Source organism: Streptomyces sp. NPDC006197 (assembly GCF_040613865.1).
GTDB lineage: Bacteria > Actinomycetota > Actinomycetes > Streptomycetales > Streptomycetaceae > Streptomyces.
Genome location: NZ_JBEXSZ010000132.1, coordinates 1 through 22,994 on the forward strand (window position 1 = coordinate 1; position 22,994 = coordinate 22,994).

Annotated in this window: 22 protein-coding genes and 2 pseudogenes; 14 read left to right on the forward strand and 10 right to left on the reverse strand. The window is 71.6% G+C overall.

All coding sequences use genetic code 11. The features are described 5' to 3' along the window. Both ABZ318_RS30880 and ABZ318_RS30885 read right to left on the reverse strand, forming a co-directional pair. Positions 1–1,254 (reverse strand): annotated as a pseudogene (locus ABZ318_RS30880) (hypothetical protein); the annotation flags it as partial. A gap of 245 nt (positions 1,255–1,499) precedes the next feature. Further along, positions 1,500–2,120 (reverse strand): NAD(P)H-dependent oxidoreductase, encoded by a 621-nt coding sequence (locus ABZ318_RS30885; RefSeq protein WP_356905745.1) that lies wholly within the window; start codon positions 2,118–2,120, stop codon positions 1,500–1,502. A 128-nt stretch (positions 2,121–2,248) separates the two neighbouring features. Here ABZ318_RS30885 and ABZ318_RS30890 point away from each other — a divergent pair, with 128 nt between their 5' ends. Further along, positions 2,249–3,163 (forward strand): DMT family transporter, encoded by a 915-nt coding sequence (locus ABZ318_RS30890; RefSeq protein WP_356905746.1) that lies wholly within the window; start codon positions 2,249–2,251, stop codon positions 3,161–3,163. On the opposite strand, the gene ABZ318_RS30895 is transcribed toward ABZ318_RS30890, so the two are convergent. Next, entirely contained in the window at positions 3,069–3,950 is an 882-nt protein-coding gene (locus ABZ318_RS30895) for a LysR family transcriptional regulator (RefSeq protein WP_356905747.1), read from the reverse strand. The two genes, ABZ318_RS30890 and ABZ318_RS30895, sit on opposite strands and share 95 nt — an antisense overlap. Continuing rightward, positions 3,950–4,351: a PLD nuclease N-terminal domain-containing protein gene (locus tag ABZ318_RS30900; RefSeq protein ID WP_356905748.1), complete on the reverse strand. Its 402-nt coding sequence runs from the start codon at positions 4,349–4,351 to the stop codon at positions 3,950–3,952. The genes ABZ318_RS30895 and ABZ318_RS30900 overlap by 1 nt, the downstream gene beginning before the upstream one ends. Before the next feature lie 171 nt (positions 4,352–4,522). On the opposite strand from ABZ318_RS30900, the gene ABZ318_RS30905 reads away from it, so the two are divergent. From ABZ318_RS30905 to ABZ318_RS30915, 3 genes are read left to right on the forward strand one after another with little or no spacing between them, the layout of a single operon-like run. Further along, entirely contained in the window at positions 4,523–5,980 is a 1,458-nt protein-coding gene (locus ABZ318_RS30905; RefSeq protein ID WP_356905749.1) for a menaquinone biosynthesis decarboxylase, read from the forward strand. Beyond that, a complete protein-coding gene (gene mqnP / locus ABZ318_RS30910) occupies positions 5,977–6,879 on the forward strand; it encodes a menaquinone biosynthesis prenyltransferase MqnP (RefSeq protein WP_356905750.1) in 903 nt (300 codons plus the stop codon). The genes ABZ318_RS30905 and mqnP overlap by 4 nt, the downstream gene beginning before the upstream one ends. Before the next feature lie 31 nt (positions 6,880–6,910). Next, a complete protein-coding gene (locus ABZ318_RS30915) occupies positions 6,911–7,585 on the forward strand; it encodes a UbiX family flavin prenyltransferase (RefSeq protein WP_356905752.1) in 675 nt (224 codons plus the stop codon). Here the strand turns inward: ABZ318_RS30915 and ABZ318_RS30920 are convergent. Further along, on the reverse strand, positions 7,582–7,719 hold the full coding sequence (locus tag ABZ318_RS30920) for a hypothetical protein (protein ID WP_356905753.1): 138 nt from the start codon (positions 7,717–7,719) through the stop codon (positions 7,582–7,584). The genes ABZ318_RS30915 and ABZ318_RS30920 overlap by 4 nt on opposite strands. A gap of 112 nt (positions 7,720–7,831) precedes the next feature. On the opposite strand from ABZ318_RS30920, the gene ABZ318_RS30925 reads away from it, so the two are divergent. Together ABZ318_RS30925 and mqnE are read left to right on the forward strand one after the other, a co-directional pair. Beyond that, positions 7,832–8,287 carry an Lrp/AsnC family transcriptional regulator gene (locus ABZ318_RS30925; protein ID WP_030691729.1) on the forward strand — a complete coding sequence of 152 codons (456 nt, stop codon included), beginning with the start codon at positions 7,832–7,834 and terminating at the stop codon, positions 8,285–8,287. A 49-nt stretch (positions 8,288–8,336) separates the two neighbouring features. Beyond that, a complete protein-coding gene (gene mqnE, locus ABZ318_RS30930; RefSeq protein ID WP_356905754.1) occupies positions 8,337–9,500 on the forward strand; it encodes an aminofutalosine synthase MqnE in 1,164 nt (387 codons plus the stop codon). 79 nt (positions 9,501–9,579) lie between these two features. On the opposite strand, the gene ABZ318_RS30935 is transcribed toward mqnE, so the two are convergent. Continuing rightward, entirely contained in the window at positions 9,580–10,113 is a 534-nt protein-coding gene (locus ABZ318_RS30935; protein WP_356905755.1) for a GNAT family N-acetyltransferase, read from the reverse strand. Between the two features lie 135 nt (positions 10,114–10,248). On the opposite strand from ABZ318_RS30935, the gene ABZ318_RS30940 reads away from it, so the two are divergent. From ABZ318_RS30940 to ABZ318_RS30955, 4 genes are all read left to right on the forward strand, one after another. Beyond that, positions 10,249–10,515, forward strand: a complete 267-nt coding sequence (locus tag ABZ318_RS30940; RefSeq protein WP_356905756.1) for a DUF4229 domain-containing protein — start codon at positions 10,249–10,251, stop codon at positions 10,513–10,515. A 360-nt stretch (positions 10,516–10,875) separates the two neighbouring features. Then, positions 10,876–12,207 carry a dicarboxylate/amino acid:cation symporter gene (locus ABZ318_RS30945; RefSeq protein ID WP_356905757.1) on the forward strand — a complete coding sequence of 444 codons (1,332 nt, stop codon included), beginning with the start codon at positions 10,876–10,878 and terminating at the stop codon, positions 12,205–12,207. Positions 12,208–12,308: 101 nt separating this feature from the next. Continuing rightward, complete coding sequence (locus ABZ318_RS30950; protein ID WP_356905758.1) at positions 12,309–12,947, forward strand: TetR/AcrR family transcriptional regulator; 639 nt, start codon at positions 12,309–12,311, stop codon at positions 12,945–12,947. A 108-nt stretch (positions 12,948–13,055) separates the two neighbouring features. After that, on the forward strand, positions 13,056–14,939 hold the full coding sequence (locus ABZ318_RS30955) for an AMP-binding protein (RefSeq protein WP_356905759.1): 1,884 nt from the start codon (positions 13,056–13,058) through the stop codon (positions 14,937–14,939). 17 nt (positions 14,940–14,956) lie between these two features. Here the strand turns inward: ABZ318_RS30955 and ABZ318_RS30960 are convergent, their stop codons facing one another. From ABZ318_RS30960 to ABZ318_RS30970, 3 genes are all read right to left on the reverse strand, one after another. Next, entirely contained in the window at positions 14,957–15,610 is a 654-nt protein-coding gene (locus ABZ318_RS30960; RefSeq protein WP_356905760.1) for a pyridoxal 5'-phosphate synthase, read from the reverse strand. Next, positions 15,607–16,860 (reverse strand): FAD-dependent monooxygenase, encoded by a 1,254-nt coding sequence (locus tag ABZ318_RS30965; protein WP_356905761.1) that lies wholly within the window; start codon positions 16,858–16,860, stop codon positions 15,607–15,609. Before ABZ318_RS30965 ends, ABZ318_RS30960 begins: the two co-directional genes overlap by 4 nt. Before the next feature lie 113 nt (positions 16,861–16,973). Beyond that, positions 16,974–18,137, reverse strand: a complete 1,164-nt coding sequence (locus ABZ318_RS30970) for an acetyl-CoA acetyltransferase (protein WP_356905762.1) — start codon at positions 18,135–18,137, stop codon at positions 16,974–16,976. Positions 18,138–18,243: 106 nt separating this feature from the next. Between ABZ318_RS30970 and ABZ318_RS30975 the strand changes: the two genes are divergently transcribed. After that, positions 18,244–19,392 (forward strand): acyl-CoA dehydrogenase family protein, encoded by a 1,149-nt coding sequence (locus ABZ318_RS30975; RefSeq protein WP_356905763.1) that lies wholly within the window; start codon positions 18,244–18,246, stop codon positions 19,390–19,392. After that, a complete protein-coding gene (locus ABZ318_RS30980) occupies positions 19,393–19,887 on the forward strand; it encodes a nitroreductase family deazaflavin-dependent oxidoreductase (protein ID WP_356905764.1) in 495 nt (164 codons plus the stop codon). A gap of 136 nt (positions 19,888–20,023) precedes the next feature. Here ABZ318_RS30980 and ABZ318_RS30985 read toward each other — a convergent pair whose 3' ends face one another. After that, positions 20,024–20,671 carry a TetR family transcriptional regulator gene (locus ABZ318_RS30985; protein ID WP_030691742.1) on the reverse strand — a complete coding sequence of 216 codons (648 nt, stop codon included), beginning with the start codon at positions 20,669–20,671 and terminating at the stop codon, positions 20,024–20,026. A 283-nt stretch (positions 20,672–20,954) separates the two neighbouring features. On the opposite strand from ABZ318_RS30985, the gene ABZ318_RS30990 reads away from it, so the two are divergent. Then, a complete protein-coding gene (locus tag ABZ318_RS30990; protein ID WP_356905765.1) occupies positions 20,955–21,746 on the forward strand; it encodes a VOC family protein in 792 nt (263 codons plus the stop codon). Between the two features lie 162 nt (positions 21,747–21,908). Continuing rightward, positions 21,909–22,853, forward strand: a pseudogene (locus ABZ318_RS30995) (serine/threonine-protein kinase); the annotation flags it as partial. Positions 22,854–22,994 lie beyond the last annotated feature (141 nt).

Here is a 22,994-nt window from a genome sequence, read left to right on the forward strand (position 1 = left end):
GGTTCCGCCGGTGACGGTGGTCGGGTCGTTGTCGGAGGCCGACGGGCTGCCGCCGCCGGAGACGGTGGCCGTGTTGCTGAAGGTGCAGGGCGCGCTGGTGGTGACGTTGGTGGTGATGTTGATCGTGGGGTAGCCGGCGCCTGCCGCCAGCGCGTCGCTGCGTGTGCAGGTGACCGTCTGCCCGGAGATGGAGCAGTTCCAGCCGGTTCCGGACGCGGCGGTGGGGGTGACGCCGGTGGGCAGGGTGTCCGTGACCGTGACGGTGCCGGTGGTCGGGCCGGCGTTGGCGGCGTTGGACACGTCGATCGTGTAGGTGCCGATCCCGCCCTGGGTGAAGTTGCCCGTGTGGGACTTGTTGACGGAGAGGGCGGGGCTCTGGGCGGGCGTGCAGGTTCCGCCGGTGACGGTGGTCGGGTCGCTGTCGGAGGCCGCCGCGCTGCCGCCGCCGGAGACGCCGGCCGTGTTGGTGAAGGTGCAGGGCGCGCCGGTGGTGACGTTGACGGTGAGGGTGATGGGCGGGTAGCTGGCCCCCGGGGCGAGCGGGTCGCTCCGGGTGCAGGTGACGGTTCCCGAGTTCTGGCTGCAGATCCAGCCCGGGCCGCCGGAGGAGGAGACGTCCGGGGTGACGCCCGCCGGCGGGGTGTCCGTCACGGTCACGGTGCCGCTGGTCGTCCCGGCGCCGGAGGCGTTGGAGACCGTGAGGGTGTAGGTGCCGGTGCCACCCTGGGTGAAGTTGCCGGAGTGGGTCTTGTTGATGGACAGCTGGGCCGGGGCGGGCGGGGCCTGCGTGACCGGGGCACAGACGGTGTCCGAGGCTTCGCCGGACCCGCCTCCGACGGTGGTGGTGGTTGCGGTGTTGCAGACCTCGGTCGGCGCGTTCGAGGCCACGGTGGCGGTGACGGAGACCAGCGGATAGCTGCCCCCCGCACCGGGGTCGGCACCGAAGTAGGTGCAGTTGGTTCCCGAGCAGTTCCAGTCGGTGCCGGACATGCTGGTGACGGTCAGACCGGTGCCCGGTGAGTCGCCGAGGATCACGGACGAATCGACGGGCATGTCACCGCTGTTCGTGACGGCGATGGTGAAGGAGACGGTCTGGCCCTGTTGGAACGGGACCGGTGAGGCGACGGACTTGTCGATCGTCAGTAGCGGTTGGCGGGCGGCGGACGCTGCGTCAGCGGTCGCGGGGAGAGCGGCGGCGACTCCTAGCACCATGGCCAGGATGCTCAGGACACGCGCCATTCTTTGGATAAGCATGTTTTCTTTCTCGTCCGGCGAGTTGGCGCGCCGAGTCGCGACAGCGAGCGGGCGCGGGAGGCGGGTTGCGTCGCGCCGATGCCATCACAGTGATCAAGAAAGGGGTCGGGCGACAGCACAGCGCCCGGCCAACTTCATCCATTGGTACCAAGTAGTGGTGCCTCACCGTTGTGCCGGTGCGCAGCCTTCCTCCTGCGGAGAGGCTGCGGCTGGGAGAGGCCGCGGTGAACCTCGCTGCCGGGCCCTCACGCGACCGCGTCCGCCCCCTCCTCGTAGGGGAACAAGGCGAGCGGGGTCTCGCCCTGGAAGAAGGTCTTGGCGCGGATCATCGCCTGCTCGTCGGCTCGGATCCGGCCCGGGCGGGAGGCCGTGCCGGTCAGGACTCCGCCGAACCGCATCCGCAGGTAGGCCGCCGAGTGGTGCAGGGCGGTCACCAGGCCGTCCGCGACCTCGTGTTCCTCGTGCGCCAGGGCCGTCACTCCCCACAGTGTCCCGCCCGCCATGCGCTCCTTGAAGTCCGAGCCGGGCACGTTCAGCCAGCCCGACCAGTAGTCCAGATAGCGCTTGGTCTGCGCGGAGAGGGTGTACCAGTACAGGGGCGAGACGATCACGATGTCCGTGGCCTCCACCGTCGCCTGGCGGAGCAGCTCCTCGGTCTCCCCGGACTGCCGGCCGGCGTTCTCGTGCCGGCCGTCCTGGAAGTCGGGCAGGACCAGTTCATTCAGGTCGACCCAGCGCTGTGGGACGTCGGCGGGGAGTTGCGCGGCGGCCGCGCGGGCCAGGATCTCGGAGTTGCCGTCGGCGCGGGAGCTGCCGAGGACGAAGAGGAACGAGCGGTCCGGGCCGGTGGCTTCGTCGAGAGTCATGTCCGGTGCCAACTCCGCCTTCTCCGGCGGTATTCCGATCGCCCATCGGTCCCCCCGATCGCCCCCATCGGGAGGACGCCCCACTGGCTCGTGGACCGCCCCCGGCCCCCGTTCGTAGCGTCGTTCCCATGAGAAACGAGACCAAGGGAACCGTCGAACTCACCCTCGCCATGGTGCTCTCCGGCACCCTCGGCGTCTTCGTCGTCGAGTCCGGCGCCTCGCCCTTCGAGGTGGTGTTCTTCCGGTGCCTCTTCGGGGCCCTCGCGCTCGGGGCGTACAGCCTCGTGCGGGGGTTCTTCACCGGGCACGGGTTCACGGCGGGGAAGCTGGGGCTCGCCGCGCTCGGCGGGGTCTTCATCGTCTTCAACTGGGTGTTCCTGTTCCAGGCCTACGAGGCGACCTCGATCTCCCTCGCCACCGTCGTCTACCACACGCAGCCGTTCTTCCTCGTGCTGCTCGGGGCCCTGTTCATGAGGGAGCGGATCTCCGCGGGCAAGCTCGGGTGGCTCGCTCTCGCCTTCGTCGGGCTCGTGCTCGTGTCCGGGGTCAGGCCGGGGGACACCGGCTCCCTCGCCGGGCTCGGCTTCGCGCTCGCCGCCGCCGTGCTCTACGCCCTCGCGACCTTCGTCACCAAGCGGATCACCGGCGTACGGCCCCATCTGATCGCGCTCGTCCAGGTGCTGGTGGGGATGCCGCTGCTGCTGCCCTTCGTCGACTTCGGGGGCGTCAGCGGAGGCGGCTGGGGCTGGCTCGTCGGGCTCGGGTTCATCCACACCGGGCTCATGTACGTGCTCATGTACGCCGCCTACGCCAAGCTGCCCACCGCCAAGATCGCCGTCCTCGCCTTCACCTACCCCGCCGTCGCCATGGGCGTCGACTGGGCGGTGTACGGGCACCACATCGGGCTCGTCCAGGCCCTCGGCGTTCCGCTCATCGTCCTCGCCAGCCTCAAGGTGACTCTCGTACGAGCCGCCGCGCCTGCTCCACGAACAGCCGCACGTGCGCCGGAAGCCGCTTCCCCCGCCGCCACGCGAGCTGCGTGAAGAGGGTGAACGGCGCCTCCCAGGGGAGTTCCACCAGGACCCCGGACTCCAGCTCCTCCGCCACCGTCACCCTCGGCAGCAGCGCCACCCCCAGGCCCGCCGCCACGCCCCGCTTCGTCGCCTCGATCGTGCCGAACTCCATGAACGGCGGCGCCCACTCCCGCAGCTCCGCCTCGAACAGGTCGCGGTACGGGCAGCCCGGTTCGGTGCCCAGGAGCTGGGTGCCCGCCAGGTCCGCGCTCGTCAGGGACGTACGGGTGGCGAGGGCGTGGCCCGGGGACGCCACCAGGGCCAGGGGCTCCGGGGCGAGGACCTCCGTCTCCAGGCCCTCGTGCTCCGTCTCCGGCTCCATCAGGAAGCCGACGTCGTACGTGCCCTGCCGCAGGGCCTTCCGGGTCTCGTCGCCGAGCGTGGGCCGGAGCGTCAGCCGCACCTTCGGGTAGCGGTGGTGGAAGTACTCCAGGAGCGGCGGCAGCCGGTAGGAGGTGAGCGACTCCATCGTGCCCACGGCGATCGGACCCGAGGGTTCCGCCGTCGCCGCGACGGCCGTACGGGCTTCCTCCGCCAGGTCCCTCATCCGGTGCGCGTACGGGAGGAGGCGCTCACCGGCCTCCGTGAGGCGGATGCGGGAGCCGAGGCGCTCGAAGAGATCCACCCCGAGGGAGGATTCGAGGGACCTGATCTGGGCCGTCACGCTCGACTGGGCGTAGCCGAGCTCCGTGGCCGCCCGGGTGAAGGAGAGGACGTCGGCCACCTTCTCGAAGGTGGCCAGGAGTCGCAGCTCCATCAGCCCTCGGCCCCCGTGTCCTCGCCGGACTTGCCCTGCTCGCGCCTCTTCAGTTCCTCCTCGCGGCGGCGCAGGTCCGCCTCCCAGTCCTTGAGGAGGGACTCGTCCTTCTTGTTCTCTTCCCTGAGGGACTTCAGGAACTCCGGGTTGTCGTCCGGGGCGACCCACTCGTGCCGGTGGTTGCGGTGCCACTCGGAGGGCGTACGGCCTCCGGCGGGCGCGTGGCGCATCTTGCCGGCGGCGAACCAGACGATCGGGCCCACGATCCAGAACAGCAGGATGATGATGACCCAGACCACCTTCGGCAGGTGCTTGGCCTCGTCCTCGGGGGTGTTCAGGCAGTCGATGAAGGCGTAGATCGTCAGCGCCAGCGGCAGGATGTACATCAGTGCCCTGAGCATGTGGTGCGGCCCCCTGGAAGCAGCGGCGGGGCCGGTCGAAGCGGCCCCGGTGACGGGCCCAGCCTAGCCCGTGGCGGCTGTGCCATCCCGGGGGACGACCCCCGGACCCCCGGCGAGACCCGCCCGGCCCCGGGGCGGGAGCGCGAGTGGTGCTCGGGGATACTTGGCGCCATGGCTTACGACGATCTCCGCTCGCTGCTCAGGGCCCTGGAGCGCGAAGGCGACCTCAAGCGCATCAAGGCCGAAGTCGACCCGTACCTGGAGGTCGGGGAGATCGTCGACCGGGTGAACAAGGCGGGAGGTCCCGCGCTCCTCTTCGAGAACGTCAAGGGCTCCGCCATGCCGCTCGCGATGAACGTCTTCGGGACGGACCGCCGACTGCTCAAGGCGCTCGGCCTGAAGTCGTACGGCGAGATCAGCGAGAAGATCGGCGGGCTCCTCAAGCCGGAGCTGCCGCACGGCTTCGTCGGGGTCCGCGAGGCCTTCGGGAAGCTGGGCTCGATGGTCCACGTGCCGCCGAAGAAGGTGAAGTCCGGGGACGCGCCCGTGCAGGAGGTCGTGCTCACCGGGGACGACGTCGACCTCGACAAGCTCCCGGCGCTGTTCACCTGGCCCAAGGACGGCGGGTCCTTCTTCAACCTGGGGCTCACCCACACCAAGCACCCCGAGACCGGCGTGCGGAACCTGGGGCTCTACCGGCTCCAGCGGCACGACAAGCGCACCATCGGCATGCACTGGCAGATCCACAAGGACAGCCGCAACCACTACGCGGTGGCCGCCGCGAAGGGCGAGCGGCTGCCCGTCGCCATCGCCTTCGGCTGCCCGCCCGCCGTCACGTACGCCTCCACCGCCCCGCTGCCCGGCGACATCGACGAGTACCTCTTCGCCGGCTTCGTGCAGGGCAAGCGGATCGAGATGGTCGACTGCAAGACCGTCCCGCTCCAGGTCCCGGCGCAGGCCGAGGTCGTGATCGAGGGCTGGCTGGAGCCGGGCGAGATGCTGCCGGAGGGTCCCTTCGGCGACCACACCGGCTTCTACACCCCGCAGGAGCCGTTCCCCGCGCTGAAGATCGACTGCGTCACGATGCGCAGGCGTCCGCTGCTCCAGTCGATCGTCGTCGGCCGGCCGCCGACCGAGGACGGGCCGCTCGGCCGGGCCACGGAGCGGTTCTTCCTGCCGCTCCTCAAGATCATCGTGCCGGACATCGTCGACTACCACCTGCCGGAGTCGGGCGGCTTCCACAACTGCGCGATCGTCTCGATCGACAAGAAGTACCCGAAGCACGCGCAGAAGGTCATGCACGCCATCTGGGGCGCGCACATGATGTCGCTGACCAAGCTGATCATCGTGGTCGACAAGGACTGTGACGTGCACGATCTGCACGAGGTGTCCTGGCGGGCGCTGGGGAACACGGACTACTCCCGCGACCTGACCGTCGTCGAGGGGCCGGTCGACCACCTCGACCACGCCTCGTACCAGCAGTTCTGGGGCGGCAAGGCCGGTATCGACGCGACGAAGAAGCTGCCCGAGGAGGGCTACACCCGGGACGGCGGCTGGCCGGACATGGTGGAGTCGGACCCGGCGACGGCGGCCCTGGTGGACCGCCGCTGGAAGGAGTACGGGCTGTGACCACCGCGGCCGTGCCCGGCGCCCAGCCGGGGCGTACGAAAGCGTTCCTCAGGCTCGTGATGATCGAGCACTCGGTCTTCGCGCTGCCCTTCGCCTACATCGCCTCGCTCACCGCGATGTTCCGGCTGGACCGGAACATCCACTGGTGGACGCTGTTCCTGGTGACGGTGTGCATGGTGGGTCTGCGGACCTTCGCCATGGCCTGCAACCGGATCATCGACCGCGAGATCGACGCGCGTAATCCGCGGACGGCCGGGCGGGAGCTGGTGACCGGTGCGGTGTCCGTGCGCTCGGCGTGGACCGGGGCGGGGGTCGCGGTCGTCGTCTTCCTCGGCGCCGCCGCCCTGCTGAACCCGCTCTGCCTGGCGCTCGCGCCGCTGGCCGTGATCCCGATGGTCGTCTATCCGTACGGCAAGCGGTTCACGAACTTCCCGCACGCCATCCTGGGCCTCGCCCAGTCCATCGGCCCGATCGGCGCGTGGCTCGCGGTGACCGGCGAGTGGTCCTGGGACGCGGTCGTCCTGGGACTGGCGGTGGGTGTCTGGATCGGCGGCTTCGACCTGATCTTCGCCTGCCAGGACGTGCAGGCGGACCGGGCGCACGGCGTGATGTCGGTGCCGGCCCGCTTCGGCATCCCGGCGGCGCTGTGGGGCGCCCGCGCCTCGGCGGTCGTCACCACGGGCCTGCTGGTCTGGTACGCGCTGGCGACGGACGCGGGGCTGTTCTTCTGGATCGGCCTGGTGGTCGTGGTCGCCGCCTTCGGCTACGAGCACACGATCGTGAAGCCGCACGACCTGTCCCGGCTGAACAGGGCGTTCTTCACGACGAACGGCTTCATCGGCATCAGCCTGTTCGTGTGCGCCCTGCTCGACCTGCTGGTCCGCGGGCTCACCCCGTAGCCCCGGTGCGACGACGGATAGGCTCGACGGCATGAACGACGGCAAGCGCACCCCCTGGATCGTGGGGGTTTCCGGGGCGTCGGGCACGCCGTACGCCGCCGCCGTGCTCAGGGGGCTGCTCGAGGCGGGGGAGAGCGTCGACCTCGTCGTGTCGCGGGCCTCGCGGCTGACGCTGCTCGACGAGACGGGGATCGCGTTCCGGGACGCGCACTGGCGCGAGGACCTGGCGGCCTGGCTGGCGCGGGGCGCGGACGGGAAGCCGGACGCCTTCGACGTGTCGGGCGGGCTGGACGACGTGCGGTACTGGGCGGCCGGGGACCTGGCCGCGGGGCCGTCCTCCGGTTCGTACCCGGCGAAGGGGATGCTGGTGGTGCCGGCCTCGACCGCCGCGGTGGCGGGAGTGGCGCTGGGGCTCTCGAAGGACCTGCTGCAGCGAGTCGCGAGCGTGACGCTGAAGGAGCGGCGTCCGCTGGTGGTCGCGGTGCGGGAGACCCCGCTGAACGGACAGACGCTCAAGCACATGGTGGCGCTGGACGAGGCGGGCGCCGTGGTGCTGCCCGCCTCCCCGGCGTTCTACGCGGGGGCGACGCACATCCAGGATCTGGTGGACTTCGTCGCCGGGCGGGTGCTCGACGCGGCAGGGGTGCCGCACCGGCTGTACCGCCGTTGGGAGGGAGAGCTCGGTGGAGCTTCCCGTACGGATTAGCGCTTCTTGGCGGCCCTCTTGGCGGCGCGCTTCGAGGCGGCGGACGGCTGGTGGGCACGCGAGCGGTTGGCCAGCTCCTGCAGCTCGCGCATGCGGGCGTAGGCCATCTCGATCGTGTACACGGTGATCACCACTCCTGAAAGATCGTCTTTGATCTGCTGAAAGATTCACAGGGTGTCGCCCCTGTGTGCCTTAGATTCTATACCTATACTCGCGGTATCGCTGGACAATGGAAGGTTCCTCTTTATGGACGCCGTGGACAGGCAGCTCATCCAGGCTCTGCGCGAGAACGGCCGCGCCTCGTACGCCGAGCTCGGCCGGCTCGTCGGGCTCTCCGGCCCCTCCGTCACCGACCGCATCAACCGGCTGGAGGCCGCCGGAGTCATCACCGGCTACCGCGCCACCGTGAACGCCGCCTCGCTCGGCCTCGGCGTCACCGCCCTCATCGGCATCTCCCTCTCCGACGCCGCCGACCACGAGGACGTGGCCCGCCGGCTGAAGGACCTCGCCGAGATCGAGGACTGCTGGTTCATCGCCGGCGACGACTCCTTCATGCTCAAGGTGCGCGCGAACGACGTCGACGGCCTGGAGAAGACGATCCGCCGCCTCTCCGGCACCAAGGGCGTCTCCCGCACCCGTACGACGATCGTGCTCTCCACCAAGTGGGAGAACCGGGTCGGGGAGCTGCCTGAGGAGGGCTGAGAGTACGGTGGGTGGAGCTTGAATCGGAGACAAAGGGAGGCGGCCGTACATGGACGCGGGACTCAAGCGCGAACTTGAGCAGAAGGTCCGGGACGGTGAGCGGCTGAGCCGTGAGGACGGCATCGCCCTGTACGAGTCCGACGACCTCGCCTGGCTCGGCGGTCTGGCCCACGAGGTCCGGACCCGCAAGAACGGCGACGTGGTCCACTTCAATGTCAACCGGCATCTGAACATGACCAACGTCTGCACCGCCTCCTGCGCCTACTGCTCCTTCCAGCGCAAGCCGGGCGAGAAGGACGCGTACACCATGCGCATCGAGGAGGCCGTGCGCCTCGCGAAGGCGATGGAGAACGAGAACCTCACCGAGCTCCACATCGTCAACGGGCTCCACCCCAACCTGCCCTGGCGCTACTACCCGCGCTCCCTCTCCGAGCTCAAGAAGGCCCTGCCGAACGTCTCCCTCAAGGCGTTCACCGCGACCGAGATCCACCACTTCGAGACGATCTCCGGGCTCTCCGCCTCCGAGATCCTCGACGAGCTGATCGAGGCCGGCCTGGAGTCCCTGACCGGCGGCGGAGCCGAGATCTTCGACTGGGAGGTCCGGCAGCACATCGTGGACCACCGCACCCACTGGGAGGACTGGTCCCGGATCCACCGGCTCGCCCACGAGAAGGGGCTCAAGACCCCCTCGACCATGCTCTACGGGCACATCGAGGAGCCGCGCCACCGCGTGGACCACGTGCTCCGGCTCCGCGAGCTCCAGGACGAGACCGGCGGCTTCCAGGTCTTCATCCCGCTGCGCTACCAGCACGACTTCGTGGACATGCAGGACGGCAAGATCCGCAACAGGCTCCAGGCGCGCACCACGATGGCGACCGGCGCCGAGGCCCTGAAGACCTTCGCGGTCTCCCGGCTGCTCTTCGACAACGTGCCGCACGTCAAGGTCTTCTGGGTCATGCACGGCGTCCAGACGGCTCAGCTGGCGCTCCAGCACGGCGCCGACGACATGGACGGCTCGGTCGTCGAGTACAAGATCACGCACGACGCCGACAACTACGGCACGCCGAACAAGCTGGGCCGCGAGGACCTGCTCGAACTGATCCGTGACGCGGGCTTCCGGCCGGTCGAGCGGAACACGCGGTACGAGATCATCCGCGAGTACCCGGGCCCGGACGCGGACCGGCGCGAGTCGCCGCAGCCGATGCGGGTCTGACGTCGTCCGAGCGCGGAAAGCACGGAAAGGGCCGGTGGGGGCATCCCCGCCGGCCCTTTCCCGTGCTCGTCTCGGCCGCTCACTTCAGGGGCAGCAGCATGATGACGTCGTCGCGGTCGTCGCCGGGGGCGACCCGGATCGCGTCGGGGACGCGGCCGACCTCCTTGTAGCCGGACTTGGCGTAGAAGCCGTCGACGCCGGTGCCGCCCCGGCAGGTCAGCCGTATCGCCTCGATCGCCTCGAAGCCCTCGGCGGTACGGGCGGTGTGCTCGACCGCCGCCATGAGGTCGCGGCCGTAGCCCCGGCCCTGGTGCCGGGGGTGGACCATCACGGTGTAGAGCCACACCCAGTGGGTCATCAGCGGGTGGGCGTTGAAGGTGAAGAAGGCGGTGGCGGCGATCCGGCCGTCCTCGTCGCGGCCGACGAGGAGGCGGGTGCCGCCCTCGGCCATGGCGACCAGGTGCCTGAGCAGGGCGGGGCGGATCTCGTCGGGCGTGACGGGGGGTACGAAGCCGACGGCGCCGCCCGCGTTGGAGACGTCGGCCCAGAGGGAGAGCACGCCGTCGCGCAGGGCGGGGTCGACGGTCGGGTCCACCTCGAACGTAAGGGTCATCTGGGGAGCTTATCTATTACTTCTTCGGTGCTCAAGAGGCCCGGTCCCGGATCGGACGCCGTCGCGTGCTTCACTGGAAGGCGCTCGTCCCGCTGGGAAACTTCGGGATCTTTCGGAACGGAAGACTGGACTGACATGCTCCGCTACACGCTGATGCGGCTCGGGATCTTCGCCGGGTGCTTCCTCGCCCTGTGGGGTCTCGTCTACGTCGGCGCGCTGCCGCGCGGTCTGGGCGACTCGAACCTGCTCTGGGTCCTCGTCCTCTCCATCGTGGTCTCCGCCCCGCTCAGCTTCGTGCTCCTGCGCAAGGTGCGGGACGAGGCGAGCGCGGAGGTCGTGGCGAAGGTCGAGCGCGCCAAGGGCCGACTGGACGCGAACCGCTCCCGGGAGGACGCGCTGTAGCCGCGTAAAGGCTGCGTAAGCTTCCTCACAGACACTCCACCCCGGGCAGAGCCTTCCAAGGCTCCGGCCTGGGGTGTTCTGTGTTTCGGAGGCGGAACGGCGTTCCTCCACCTCAAAGAATGGCTTTGAGGTTCTCAAAGTTCAAGTGTTAACGTGTTCGACATGAAGACAGCAGTGCGCCCCTCTGACGCCGTGAGCACCCCGCTCGTGGCGCGCCTGCACGTCGATCTCTGCCGCTGTATGTCCGCGGTCTGTTGCCGCGCGCTCTGATCCGGCATCATGCAGCGGCCCGCGTGAACAGCGCGTGCGTGCCGCACCCCCGTCCCCGTATTCCCCGATACGCACCTGTGGAGTGTGCCTGTGTCCGCGTCCGTGACGCCCGAGACGAAGCCCCGGATACCCAAGGTCCCCTTCTGGGCCCAGATCATCGCCGGTCTGGCCATCGGCGCCCTCCTCGGCTGGGTCGCCCGCAGCCAGGACGTCGCCTGGCTCAAGGAGACCCTCGGCCAGATCGGCGACATCTTCGTCCAGCTGCTCAAGCTGGCCGTCGCCCCCCTCGTCTTCTTCGCGATCCTGGTGTCGATCACCAACCTGCGGAAGGTGAACAACGCCGCCCGCCTCGCCACCCGCACGCTGCTCTGGTTCATGATCACCTCGCTGATCGCCGTCGCCATCGGCCTGGCGATCGGCCTGATCACGAACCCGGGCGCCGGCACCGGCCTCACGCCGAAGGACGGCAAGCTCCCCAAGCACGAGGGCTCCTGGCTCGACTTCCTCACCGGCATCATCCCGACGGACGTCATCACGCCCTTCACCGAGCTGAACGTCCTCCAGATCGTCTTCATGGCCGCCGTCGCCGGCATCGCCGCCCTCAAGCTCGGCGACCGCGCCAAGCCGATCCTCACCCTCTCCGAGTCCGTCCTGGAGCTCCTCCAGAAGGCCCTGTGGTGGGTCATCCGCCTCGCCCCGCTCGGCACCGTCGGCCTCATCGGCTTCGCCATCGCCGACTACGGCTGGGACCTGATCGGCAAGTACGCCACCTTCACCGCCGACATCTACGTCGGCTGCGCCCTGGTCCTCTTCGGCGTCTACCCGCTGCTGCTCGCCACGGTCGCCAAGGTCAACCCGCTCCAGTTCTACAAGGGCGCCTGGCCCGCCATCCAGCTGGCCTTCGTCTCCCGCTCCTCCGTCGGCACCATGCCGGTCACCCAGAAGGTCACCGAGCGCCTCGGCGTCCCGAAGGAGTACGCCTCCTTCGCCGTCCCGTTCGGCGCCACGACCAAGATGGACGGCTGCGCCGCGATCTACCCGGCGCTCGCCGCGATCTTCATCGCGCAGATCTTCGACGTCCAGCTGGGCGTCGGCGACTACCTGCTGATCGCCTTCGTCTCGGTCATCGGCTCGGCGGCCACCGCCGGCCTCACCGGCGCCACGGTCATGCTCACCCTGACCCTCTCCACCCTGGGCCTCCCCCTGGAGGGCGTCGGCCTCCTCATGGCGATAGACCCGGTCCTGGACATGATGAGGACGGCCACGAACGTGGCCGGGCAGGCTCTCGTCCCGGTGATCGTCTCGGCCCGCGAGAAGATCCTCGACCTCACCGCGTACGAGCACGCCTCGTCGTCCCCGATCGACGACCTGGCCGAGGGCGCCGACAGCGACCGGAAGGTCCCGGTCACGGCCGCCGCCTGACCCCCGCGCATGCGTGTACGTGCCCCCTGCCCGGACCGGGCAGGGGGCACGTACGCTTCTGCGGGGCATCCAGAGGATCTTGGAAGCAGGGGTGGGGCGCCATGGCCGGCGGGGCGAAGGCGCGGCGGTTGCCGCGGGTGGTGCGGGAGCGGCAGATGGTGGACGCGGCCGTGCGGTGCTTCGCCCGGCACGGGTACCAGGCGGCGTCCATGGACGAGATCGCCGAACTCGCCGGGGTCTCCAAGCCCCTGGTCTATCTGTACCTGGGGTCCAAGGAGGAGTTGTTCACCGCCTGCATCCGGCGTGAGGCGGGGGCTCTGCTCGCCGCCGTGGACGCCGGGGTCGGAGGGGTGGAGGTGCCGCCGGACGAGCGGCTCTGGGCGGGGCTGCTCGCCTTCTTCACGTACGCCGCCGAGCACCCGGACTCGTGGGTGGTGCTGAGCCGGCAGGCGCGGACGCAGGGGGAGCCGTTCGCCGGCGAGGTGGCGCGGATGCGGGACGAGATCGTGGGCTTCGTGGCGGGACTGATCGGCGAGGCCGCCCGGGAGGCGGACGTGGTCATCACCGGGCGGGACGTGGACGCCCTCGCGCAGGCGCTGGTCGGGTCCGCCGAGTCGTTGGCCAGCTGGGCGAACGAGACCCCCGGGGTGACGGCGAAGGAGGCCGCCGCGACGCTGATGAACTTCGCCTGGGCCGGACTCGGAAACCTCGTGAAAAGCGAGCGCTGGTCTCCCCGTTAGCGCTTACCGGGCAGTAAGGTTACCGGCTAGTCCGGGCAGTCAGGACAACTCAGGGCTCAACGCACCGACGCACGACCTCAGTTCATCGCGCAGACCGAGGAGCCGCACGTGTCCGTCGTCACCGCCGCAGCCGAGACCCCCGAGCCGGACGAGCCGCGGAAGGTGGTGGTGGACGGGCGCGTGCGGGAGGCGTCCGTCCCCGCGCTCGTCCCCCGGGTGGCCCGCGGCTCGCTCGCCGACCTGCCGTACGACAACGCCCGGCAGGATCCCGGGGCCGTCCTCTTCTCCAGGAAGGGCGCGGAGGGCGAGTGGCACGACGTCAGCGCCGCCCGCTTCGCCGCCGAGGTGCACTCCGTCGCCAAGGGCCTCATCGCCGCCGGCCTGCGCCCCGGCGACCGGCTCGCGCTCATGGCCCGCACCACCTACGAGTGGACCCTGATCGACTTCGCCGCCTGGGCCGCCGGGCTCGTCACCGTCCCCGTCTACCCCACCTCCTCCGCCTTCCAGACCCGCTGGATCCTCCAGGACTCCGGGGCCGCGGCCTGTGTCGTCGAGGACGCCGAGCAGGCGCGGCTCGTCTCCGCCGAGCGGCGGCAGCTGCCCGGCCTCGCCCAGCTGTGGGTGATCGGTGCCGGCGCCGTCGACCAGCTCCGCGCGGCGGGCGCGCGGGTCGCCGACGAGGCCGTCACCGCGAGGCGGGGGCTGCTCACGCCCGAGACCCTCGCCACCCTCATCTACACCTCCGGCACCACCGGCCGCCCCAAGGGCTGCGCCCTCACCCACGCCAACTTCTTCGCCGAGGTCGACAACGCCGTCCGGCTCCTCCACCCCGTCTTCGTCTCGGAGAGCGAGGAGCCCGCCGCCACCCTCCTCTTCCTGCCGCTCTCCCACGTCTTCGGGCGGATGGTCGCCGTCGGCTGCGTCCGCGCCCGCGTCCGGGTCGGACACGCGCCCTCCGTCGAGGGCGAGGAGCTCCTCACCGACCTGGCCGGCTTCCGGCCCACGTTCCTCCTCGCCATCCCGTACGTCCTGGAGAAGGTCTTCAACCGGGCCCGCGCCACCGCCGAGCGCGGCGGGAAGGCCGCCGCCTTCGACCGGGCCGCCCGGGTCGCCCGCCGGTACGGGCGGGAGGCCTCGCCCTCGCTCTCCCTGCGCGCCGCGCGGGCGCTCTACGACCCGCTGGTCTACCGGCGGATCCGCGGCGCGCTCGGCGGCCGCGTGAAGTACGTGATCTGCGGCGGCTCCCCGCTCGGCGCCCCGCTCGCCGAGTTCTTCGCGGGCGCCGGCGTCGAGGTCTTCGAGGGGTACGGCCTGACGGAGACCACGGCCGCCTCCACGGTCACCCCGCCGCGCCGGCCGCGCACCGGGACCGTCGGCCGGCCCCTGCCGGGCACGGCCGTCCGGATCGCCGACGACGGAGAGGTCTGGCTCAAGGGCGGCCACGTCTTCGCCGGCTACTGGGACGCGCAGCGCGGGGCGGCCCTGCCGTACACCGACGACGGCTGGTTCCCCACCGGGGACCTGGGCTCGCTCGACGAGGACGGCTATCTGCGGATCACCGGCCGGAAGAAGGACATCATCGTCACCTCGGCCGGCAAGAACGTGGCCCCCGCCCCGCTGGAGGACTGGCTGCGCGCCCACCCGCTGGTCGCCCAGTGCATGGTCCTCGGTGACGACCGCCCGTACGTCACGGCCCTGATCACCCTCGACCACGAGGGCCTGACGCACTGGCGGCGGATGCGGCACAAGGACCATCTGGCGCTCTGGGAGCTGGCCCGGGACCCGGAGCTGCTCGCCGCGCTCCAGCGGGGGGTGGACGACGCCAACCGGCTGGTCTCGCGGGCCGAGTCGATCCGCGCCTTCCGCGTCCTGAACACCGAGTTCTCGGAGGCCTCCGGCCATCTGACGCCGTCCCTGAAGCTCAAACGGCGGGCGGTGCTGCGGGACTTCGCCCGGGACGTCGAGGAGATGTACGGCTCCGACGAGTCCTAGGGGGTGTCGGGCGGGCCCTACGGCCAGAGGAGTTCGCGGGTCCAGCCGTCCGCCGTGCGGCGGTAGCGGAGGCGGACGTGGCGGCGGTGGGCGTCGCCCTGGAAGAACTCGACCTCGGCCGGTTCGACGACGTACAGGGTCCAGGTGGGGGCGGGCGCGTCCGGTTCCTGCTCGGCCCGGCGCCAGGCCGCCGCGCTCGCCTCGGCGAGGGTGTCGGGGGAGTCGAGGACCTCGCTCTGCCGGCCGACGAGCGCCGAGGCGAGGGCGCCGGTGGTGCGGGCGTGGAGGTCCTCGTACGCCTCCTCTGGGGTCCCGGTGGTGACGCGGCCCCGGATCCGGACCTGGCGGCCCTGGACCGGCCAGTAGAAGCCGAGCGCGGCCTCGGGGCGGGCGGCGAGCTGGCGGCCCTTGGCGCTGGTGGCGTGGGAGGCGAAGTGCCAGCCGCGGGCGTCGGCGTCGTGCAGCATCACCGTGCGGACGTCGGGCCTGCCGTCCTCGTCCACGGTGGCCAGGGAGAGGGTGTGCGGTTCGGTCTGGCCGGCCGAGGCTGCCGCCGTGAACCAGTCGTGGAAGAGGGGGAGCGGCTCGGGCGGGGCGCTCGCCGGGTCGAAGGATGGGAGTTCGGTGTCCCAGACCCGGAGGGAGCGGAGGGCGCGGTGGAAGTCGGTCATGCGGTCACGGTAGGGCGTGCGGAGGTGTAGTCGACGAGCGGGACCGCGTTCGCCGCCGCCTGGATCTCGTCGCGGATCTTCTTCGCGATGAGGTTCTTCCAGGGGGTCTTCGGCAGGGTCCGGACCATGAACATGCGCAGGGCGATCTTCCACTTCCGGTCGACGACCATCTCCTTGACGAAGCCCTCGGCCATCTTCTGGTTCCGCTCGACGCCCGGCCGCATGTGCTGCTCGTAGCGGGCGAAGGCCACGGTGTGGTCGCCGCCGGCCCGGGCCAGTTCGCCCGCCAGGACGTAGGCGCCGATGAGGGCGAGGCCGGTGCCCTGGCCGGAGGCCGGGGAGGCGCAGTGGGCGGCGTCGCCGAGGAGGACGACGCGGCCGGTGGACCAGCGGTCCATCTCCACGAGGGAGAGGGAGTCGAGGTAGAAGTCGTCGGCCTCGGCGGCGTGGCCGAGGAGCCGGGGGATCTCCCAGCCGTCGCCGGCGAAGGCGTCGCCGAGGGCGCGCTTCTGGGCGGCGACGTCCCGGTGGTGGTGGGTGGGTTCCTCGGGCGAGGAGAAGACGAAGAGGTTCTTGGCGTCGGTCTCGCCGGCGGAGCTGTAGACGCAGACCAGCTTCCCGGGGAGCGCGTGGTAGGTCTCCCAGCGGTCCAGGCCCAGGTGGTTGGGGGCCGTGAAGATGGAGATGTACGCGCCGAGGTGGCGCTTGAACCGCTCCTCGGGGCCGAAGGCGAGCCGCCGGGTGTTCGAGTGGAGTCCGTCGGCGCCGACGACCAGGTCGAAGCGGCGGACGGTGCCGCTCTCGAAGGTGACGGTGACGCCGTCGGCGTCCGCGGGGTTGTCTGCGATTTCGGCGATCGAGTCGCCGAAGACGTACTCGACGTCCTCGCGGGTCCGGTCGTACAGGATGCGGGCGAGCTCGCCGCGCATGATCTCGTCGTCCCCCTCGACGCGGCCGCCGAAGATGTCGGCGGGCAGTTCGCCGATGGTGCGGCCGGCGTCGTCGACGTACGAGCCGCCGCGCATGTCCGTGGAGCCGGCGCGGATCTCGTCGAGGACGCCCATCCGGCGGCAGACCTCGATCGCGGTGCCGCGGATGTCGACCTTGTAGCCGCCGGTGCGGAGTTCGGGGGCGCGCTCGACGACGGTGGGGACGAAGCCGTAGCGGTGCAGCCAGTGGGCGAGGGCGGGGCCGGCGATCGAGGCGCCGGAGATCAGGACGGTCTTGGCGGTCTTCGTGGTGCTGGTCATGGCAGGACTTCCTTGTCGGGTGTCTGCGGGCCGTTCTCCTGCCCGCGGACATGACTATACGGATGTCCTACACGCTTGTCTATGACGCTTGTATAGATCTTTCCGGCGGCCGGTCAGCCGCGGGCGAGGACCACCGTCCCCGAGGAGCAGAACCAGCCCCCCGTCCCCGAGGCCACCGCCAGCTCCGGCAGCGAGCCGTCCGGCCGGCGCACCTGGAGCCCCGGCGCCTCCCCGCGCAGCTGCCGCACCGCCTCCACCAGCAGGAACAGGCCCCGCATCCCCGGGTGGCAGGCCGAGAGCCCGCCGCCGTCCGTGTTCACCGGCAGCCGGTCCTTCTCCTGGACGAACGCGCCGCCCTCGCCCTTCGCGCAGAAGCCCAGGTCCTCCAGGGTCACCAGCGTCATGTAGGTGAAGGCGTCGTAGACCTCGGCGAGGTCGACGTCGGCGGGCCGGACGCCCGCCCGCTCGAAGGCCAGCCGGCCGCTGACGGCCGCCGGGGAGACCGTGAAGTCCTCCCACTCCGACATCGTGGTGTGCGAGACGTGCTCGCCCGTGCCGAGCACCCAGACCGGGGCCTTGCGGCAGTCCTGGACGTACTCCTCGGCCACGAGCAGCACCGCGCAGCCGCCGTCGCTGCGGATGCAGCAGTGCAGCTTGGTGAACGGGTCCGCGATCATCGGCCCGTCCAGGACGTCGTCGACGGTGATCGGCTCGCGGAACATCGCCTCCGGGTTCAGTGCCGCGTTCGCCCGCGCCCGGACGGCCACCTCCGCGAGCTGCTCCGGGGTCGTGCCGTACTCGTGCATGTGGCGGCGGGCGGCCATCGCGTACTTGGCGATCAGGGTGTGCCCGTACGGGACCTCGAACTGCAGCGGGCCGCGCGCGCCGAAGGAGAGGTTCGCGGTGCGGCGCCGGGCGCGGATGTCGGCGCGGGCGGTGGAGCCGTACGCCAGCAGGACCGCGTTCGCGTGGCCCGCGGCGATCGCGTCGGCGGCGTGCGCGGCCATGACCTCCCAGGTGGCGCCGCCGACGGCGGTCGAATCCACCCAGCGGGGGCGCAGGCCCAGGTACTCGGCGACCTCGACCGGGGCGAGCGTGCCGAGGCCCGCCGAGGCCAGGCCGTCGATCAGCGAGCGGTCGAGGCCGCTGTCCGCGAGGGCGCGGCGGGCGGCCTGGGCGTGCAGGGCGTAGGGGGTGGCCTCGTCGACCCGGCCGCAGTCGGAGAGGGAGACGCCGACGACGGCGACGCGGCGGGAGCTGCGCGTGGTGGTGGACATGAATCTGACGGTACATCAGATTTTCTGAATCGGGACCGGCGCCTCTCTGGGCAACCCGCCCCGCGCCGCCCTAGCATGACGCACCGTCAGATACGGAGGGAGCTCCATGGACACCTCGCAATCCGCCCCGCCGACGGAACCGCTCACCGAGGAGCAGCAGGGGATCCGCCGGGCCCTGCGGGACCTGCTCGGCGAGGGTGCCGGGGCGCGGGAGAACCGCGCGGCCACCGCCACCCCCGAGGGACACGACACCGCGCTCTGGACCCGCGCGTCCGGCACCCTCGGCCTCGCCGGACTCACCCTCCCCGAGGAGTACGGGGGCGCCGGCCGCGGCACCGTCGAACTCGCCCTCGTCTGCGAGGAGACCGGCCGCGCCCTCGCCCCCACCCCGCTCCTCGCCACCACCGTCCTCGCCGCCCCGCTCCTCACCGCCCTCGGCACCCCCGCCCAGCGCGCCGAACTCCTCCCGCGCGTCGCCGACTCCACCCTCACCTGCGCCCTCGCCGCCCCCTCCGGCACCGCCCTCGCCCTCGGCCTCACCGGCGACAACACCGACGGCGACTGGTCGGGCGGCGGCCGGGCCGGCGGCATCCAGGCCGCCCGCGCGGCGGACGGCGGCTGGCGCCTCTACGGCGAGGCCGCCCAGGTCCTCGACGGACACAGTGCCGGGCTGCTCCTCGTCGCCGCCCACACCGGCGGCTTCGCCCGCAGCCGTACGCTCCTCTTCCTCGTCCCCGCGGACGCCCCCGGAGTCGTACGGACCCGGCAGCCCGCCCTCGACCCCACCCGGCCCCGGGCCACCGTCCAGTTCCGGGACACCGGCGCCGAACTCCTCGGCGAGGAACCGGCCGACGTCCTCGGCGCCCTCGCCGCCACCGGCCGCACCGCCGCCGTGATGCTGGCCGCCGAGGCCGTCGGCGCCGCCGCGGCCGCCCTCGACCGCGCGGTCGAGCGCATCCGTCCTCACGAACGGTCCGGCTCCCGGCACCGCCTCGCCGACCTCTGCGTCCAGGTCGGGACGGCCCGCTCGCTGACGTACTGCGCGGCCCGCGAGCCCGGCCCCGGACCCGACGGCGGCCCGCTCGCCCTCGCCCACGCCCTGGAGGCGCTGCGCGCCACCGCCGACGAGTCGCTCGCCTGGGAGGACCTCTGCTTCAAGCGGGCCGCCTCCGACGAGCTCCTCTTCGGCCCCGCCCGCCGGCTGCGCGCCCGGGCGGCGGAACGGACCGGACTCCTCGGAGAGGAGGCGGCGTAGATGCCCGCCGAACGGAAAGCCGAACGGAAAGCCGGACGGAAGCTCGTGCAGAAGATGTCCTCGACCCGGACCTTCGCCAAGGTCGCCCCGCACGTCATCCCGGCCATGGACCGGGCCGTACACCGGCTGACCAGGGGAAAGGTACTGCTCAGCGCGCGGATGCTGCCCGGGGTGGTCCTCACCGCCCGGGGCGCGAGGAGCGGGCGGCCGCGGGTCACCCCGCTCGCCTGCATGCCCGAGGGGGACGGCCGCTGGCTCCTCGTCGGCTCCAACTTCGGCCGCCCGGGCCACCCCGCCTGGACGGCGAACCTGCTCGCCCATCCGGACGTCGAGATCAACTGGCGGGGCGAGGACGTGCCCGTACGGGCGGAACTGCTCACGGGCGAGGAACGGGCGGCTGCATGGAAGGCGGCGCTGGAGTTCTGGCCGCCGTACGCCACGTACCAGGCACGGATCGAGCGCGAGATCCGGCTCTTCCGGCTCACCCGCAGATAGCGCCCGCACCGGGCCGGGCCGGGGCGGACGTCACCGCGTCCGGACACGGCGACGCCGACGGCGGTCCCGGCCCCGGTCCGGCGGGGGCGGGTCGCCGTCGGCGTCGACGACAGGACGGATGAAGGAAGGGCCGGCGCTACCTGGTCGGCTTCTTGCCCGTGATGCCCAGGTGCACCAACAGCGCCAGGTTCGGCTTGAGTTCGGCCTGCTTCACACCCCAGGTCTGGAAGCCCTTCTGGTGACCGGCGACCGAGGCCAGCATCGCCACCAGGGAGCCGGCCATCGCGGCGGGGCTGACGTCCTTGTCGACCTTGCCCTTGCTCTGGAGCTCCTTCACCGCGTCCGTGAGGGAGTTGGTGACCGAGTTCAGGATCTTCATGCGGATCTTGTAGAACCGCTTGTCGCCCTCGGCGGCGCCGAGGTCCACGACCCGCAGGATCGCGTCGTGCTTCCGCCAGAAGTCCAGGAATCCCTCGACGAGTTCCTCCGAGGTCTGCCATCCGGCCTTGCCGACCCAGGAACGGCCGCTGACCAGCTCGGTCAACGCGGCGCCCTCCTTGGCCATTTCCTCAGCGATCTCGAGGACCGCTCCCTCGACGTCCGGGAAGTACTGATAGAACGTCGCGGGCGAAGTACCCGCCTTCCGGGCCACATCGATGACCTTGACGTCCCGGTAGGGCGAGGAGCTGAGCATCTCACCGAGGCAGTCCAGCAGCTTCTGCCGCGTCGCCTGACCGCGTCGTCCGGCCACGCGGCCGTCGACGGTGCGTACTTGTCCTGTCATGCCGTCAGCTTACCGAGGGGGGATCAGCGCGCGATTCGGCCGACTGCAAATGGGGTGCACCCCGTTCTGCGAGGTCGGCGCGGGTGCCCGCGCCGGAGCGGAGGGACGGTTCCGGCCACCTTGCCGCCGGGTCGGGAGGTCCGTACCCGAACAGGCTCATGGACAGGCTGTGGACGGGGCCGGTGGACGACTCAAGCGCCACAAGGGCTCCGGCCCGGTGAATCGCCCTCTTGTTCGCATCCCGGGGCGTGCGGGGCCGCCCCCGCCGCCCTAGCGTGGGGACATGGCCGTACGTACTGAGGGCACCCCCTGCTGGGTGGACGCACAGCTTCCCGACCTCGAGGCGGGCAAGCGCTTCTACGGCGAGCTCTTCGGCTGGACCTTCGACCCCGACCGGGACGAGGCCCTCCTCGACGGCCGCCGGGTCGCCGGACTCGTCCCCAAGCGGGACGGGCGGATGCCCACCACCTGGACCCTCTACCTCGCCACCGAGAACGCCGGCACCCTCGCCGCCCGGATCAAGGCCGCCGGCGGACAGATGGTCATGGAGCCCTACCCCGTCGGCCCGTTCGGCGTCTACGCGCTCGCCGCCGACCCCGGCGGCGCCGTCTTCGGCCTCCGCCAGGAGGGCGACGACGACGGCTTCGAGGTCACCGACGAGCCGGGGGCCTTCTGCTGGATGGAGGTCCACACCCGCCGCCCCGACGCCGTCGACACCTTCTACGCCACCGTCTTCGGCTACCTCGGCCGCCAGGCCGACGCCGCCGAGGAGGGCAGGGGCGCCGGCTTCGACTACCGCGTCTGGTCCCCGCCCGGCTCCCGGCCGGGCGGCGCCGAGGCCTTCGGCGGCCGGGCCGTCATCACCGACGACTTCCCCGCCGAGATGCCCGGCCACGTCCTCGTGCACTTCGCCGTCGCCGACTGCGACGAGGCCTGCGAGACCACCGTCCGGCTCGGCGGCCGGGTCGCCACCCCGGCCCACGACACCCCGCAGGGCCGCGTCGCCGTCCTCCACGACAACCAGGGCGCCCGCTTCGCCGTCCGCGCGGAGCCGAAACCATCCGCTACGGACTGATCCGTCCCCGGCTGTACCGGCCGGCGCACCCCGTACCGCAGCACCCCGTTATGACATGTGACACCCCGATCCGCCCCCGGGTTCGCAACCGGGCCCTCGGACAGGAAGAATCAGGGCCACGGGGCCGTACCCTCATGGCCCGTACGGGGAGGTGGCAGGCAAGTGGAACAGCTGACGCAGCACGACCCGAGACGCATCGGGCCCTTCGAGGTGCTGGGCCGGCTCGGCGCGGGCGGAATGGGCCTGGTCTATCTCGCGCGCTCGGCCTCGGGCCGACGCGTGGCGATCAAGACCGTGCGCACGGAGCTCGCGGAGGACCAGCTGTTCCGGGTCCGCTTCACCCGGGAGGTGGAGGCCGCCCGGGCGGTCTCCGGCTTCTACACGGCCGCCGTCGTCGACGCCGACCCGCGCGCCGCCGTGCCCTGGCTGGCCACCGCCTACGTGCCGGCGCCCTCCCTCGAAGAGATAGTGAACGAGTGCGGGCCGCTCCCGGCCCAGGCCGTCCGCTGGCTCGCCGCCGGTGTCGCCGAGGCCCTGCAGTCCATCCACGGCGCAGGCCTGGTCCACCGCGACCTCAAGCCGTCCAACGTCCTCGTCGTCGAGGACGGCCCCCGGGTGATCGACTTCGGCATCGCGTCCGGCGTCTCCAACACACGGCTGACGATGACCAACGTCGCCGTGGGCACGCCCGCCTACATGTCGCCCGAGCAGGCCCGCGACTCGCGCAGCGTCACCGGCGCCAGCGACGTCTTCTCGCTGGGCTCGATGCTGGTCTTCGCCGCCACCGGCCACGCGCCCTACCACGGCGCCAACCCGGTCGAGACCGTCTTCATGCTGCTCCGCGAGGGCCCCGACCTGGAGGGCCTGCCCGAGGAACTGCGGCCCCTCATCGAGTCCTGCATGCAGATGGACGTCACCCGCCGGCCCACCCCGGCCGACCTCCAGGCGCAGCTCGCCCCGCACCTCTTCGGCCCCGGCAGCGACGACAGCGGCACGGCCTCCGCCTGGCTGCCGCAGAGCGCCACCGCCATGATCGAGCAGCGCCGCGGCGGCGGCCGCCAGCTGCCCGGCCCGGTGACGCCGCCGCGGCCCCCGGCGGACCCGCCGGGCCCCCGCCCCGACCCCCGCTTCCCGGAGCGGGCGCCGGAGCGCGCGCCCGAGCACGCGCCTGCGCCATTGACTTCCTCCAGCTCGTGATTCCTCGGGGGGTGCGGGGCCTAGCGAACCACGTGGGCTCCGGGGGGCGAA

Excerpts from the sequence above, each read along its gene's own strand:
- ABZ318_RS30885 (WP_356905745.1), bottom strand. The coding sequence starts at position 2,120 with ATGACTCTCGACGAAGCCACCGGCCCGGACCGCTCGTTCCTCTTCGTC.
- ABZ318_RS30890 (WP_356905746.1), top strand. The coding sequence starts at position 2,249 with ATGAGAAACGAGACCAAGGGAACCGTCGAACTCACCCTCGCCATGGTG.
- ABZ318_RS30895 (WP_356905747.1), bottom strand. The coding sequence starts at position 3,950 with ATGGAGCTGCGACTCCTGGCCACCTTCGAGAAGGTGGCCGACGTCCTC.
- ABZ318_RS30900 (WP_356905748.1), bottom strand. The coding sequence starts at position 4,351 with ATGCTCAGGGCACTGATGTACATCCTGCCGCTGGCGCTGACGATCTAC.
- ABZ318_RS30905 (WP_356905749.1), top strand. The coding sequence starts at position 4,523 with ATGGCTTACGACGATCTCCGCTCGCTGCTCAGGGCCCTGGAGCGCGAA.
- ABZ318_RS30915 (WP_356905752.1), top strand. The coding sequence starts at position 6,911 with ATGAACGACGGCAAGCGCACCCCCTGGATCGTGGGGGTTTCCGGGGCG.
- ABZ318_RS30925 (WP_030691729.1), top strand. The coding sequence starts at position 7,832 with ATGGACGCCGTGGACAGGCAGCTCATCCAGGCTCTGCGCGAGAACGGC.
- mqnE (WP_356905754.1), top strand. The coding sequence starts at position 8,337 with ATGGACGCGGGACTCAAGCGCGAACTTGAGCAGAAGGTCCGGGACGGT.
- ABZ318_RS30935 (WP_356905755.1), bottom strand. The coding sequence starts at position 10,113 with ATGACCCTTACGTTCGAGGTGGACCCGACCGTCGACCCCGCCCTGCGC.
- ABZ318_RS30940 (WP_356905756.1), top strand. The coding sequence starts at position 10,249 with ATGCTCCGCTACACGCTGATGCGGCTCGGGATCTTCGCCGGGTGCTTC.
- ABZ318_RS30950 (WP_356905758.1), top strand. The coding sequence starts at position 12,309 with ATGGCCGGCGGGGCGAAGGCGCGGCGGTTGCCGCGGGTGGTGCGGGAG.
- ABZ318_RS30960 (WP_356905760.1), bottom strand. The coding sequence starts at position 15,610 with ATGACCGACTTCCACCGCGCCCTCCGCTCCCTCCGGGTCTGGGACACC.
- ABZ318_RS30965 (WP_356905761.1), bottom strand. The coding sequence starts at position 16,860 with ATGACCAGCACCACGAAGACCGCCAAGACCGTCCTGATCTCCGGCGCC.
- ABZ318_RS30970 (WP_356905762.1), bottom strand. The coding sequence starts at position 18,137 with ATGTCCACCACCACGCGCAGCTCCCGCCGCGTCGCCGTCGTCGGCGTC.
- ABZ318_RS30975 (WP_356905763.1), top strand. The coding sequence starts at position 18,244 with ATGGACACCTCGCAATCCGCCCCGCCGACGGAACCGCTCACCGAGGAG.
- ABZ318_RS30980 (WP_356905764.1), top strand. The coding sequence starts at position 19,393 with ATGCCCGCCGAACGGAAAGCCGAACGGAAAGCCGGACGGAAGCTCGTG.
- ABZ318_RS30985 (WP_030691742.1), bottom strand. The coding sequence starts at position 20,671 with ATGACAGGACAAGTACGCACCGTCGACGGCCGCGTGGCCGGACGACGC.
- ABZ318_RS30990 (WP_356905765.1), top strand. The coding sequence starts at position 20,955 with ATGGCCGTACGTACTGAGGGCACCCCCTGCTGGGTGGACGCACAGCTT.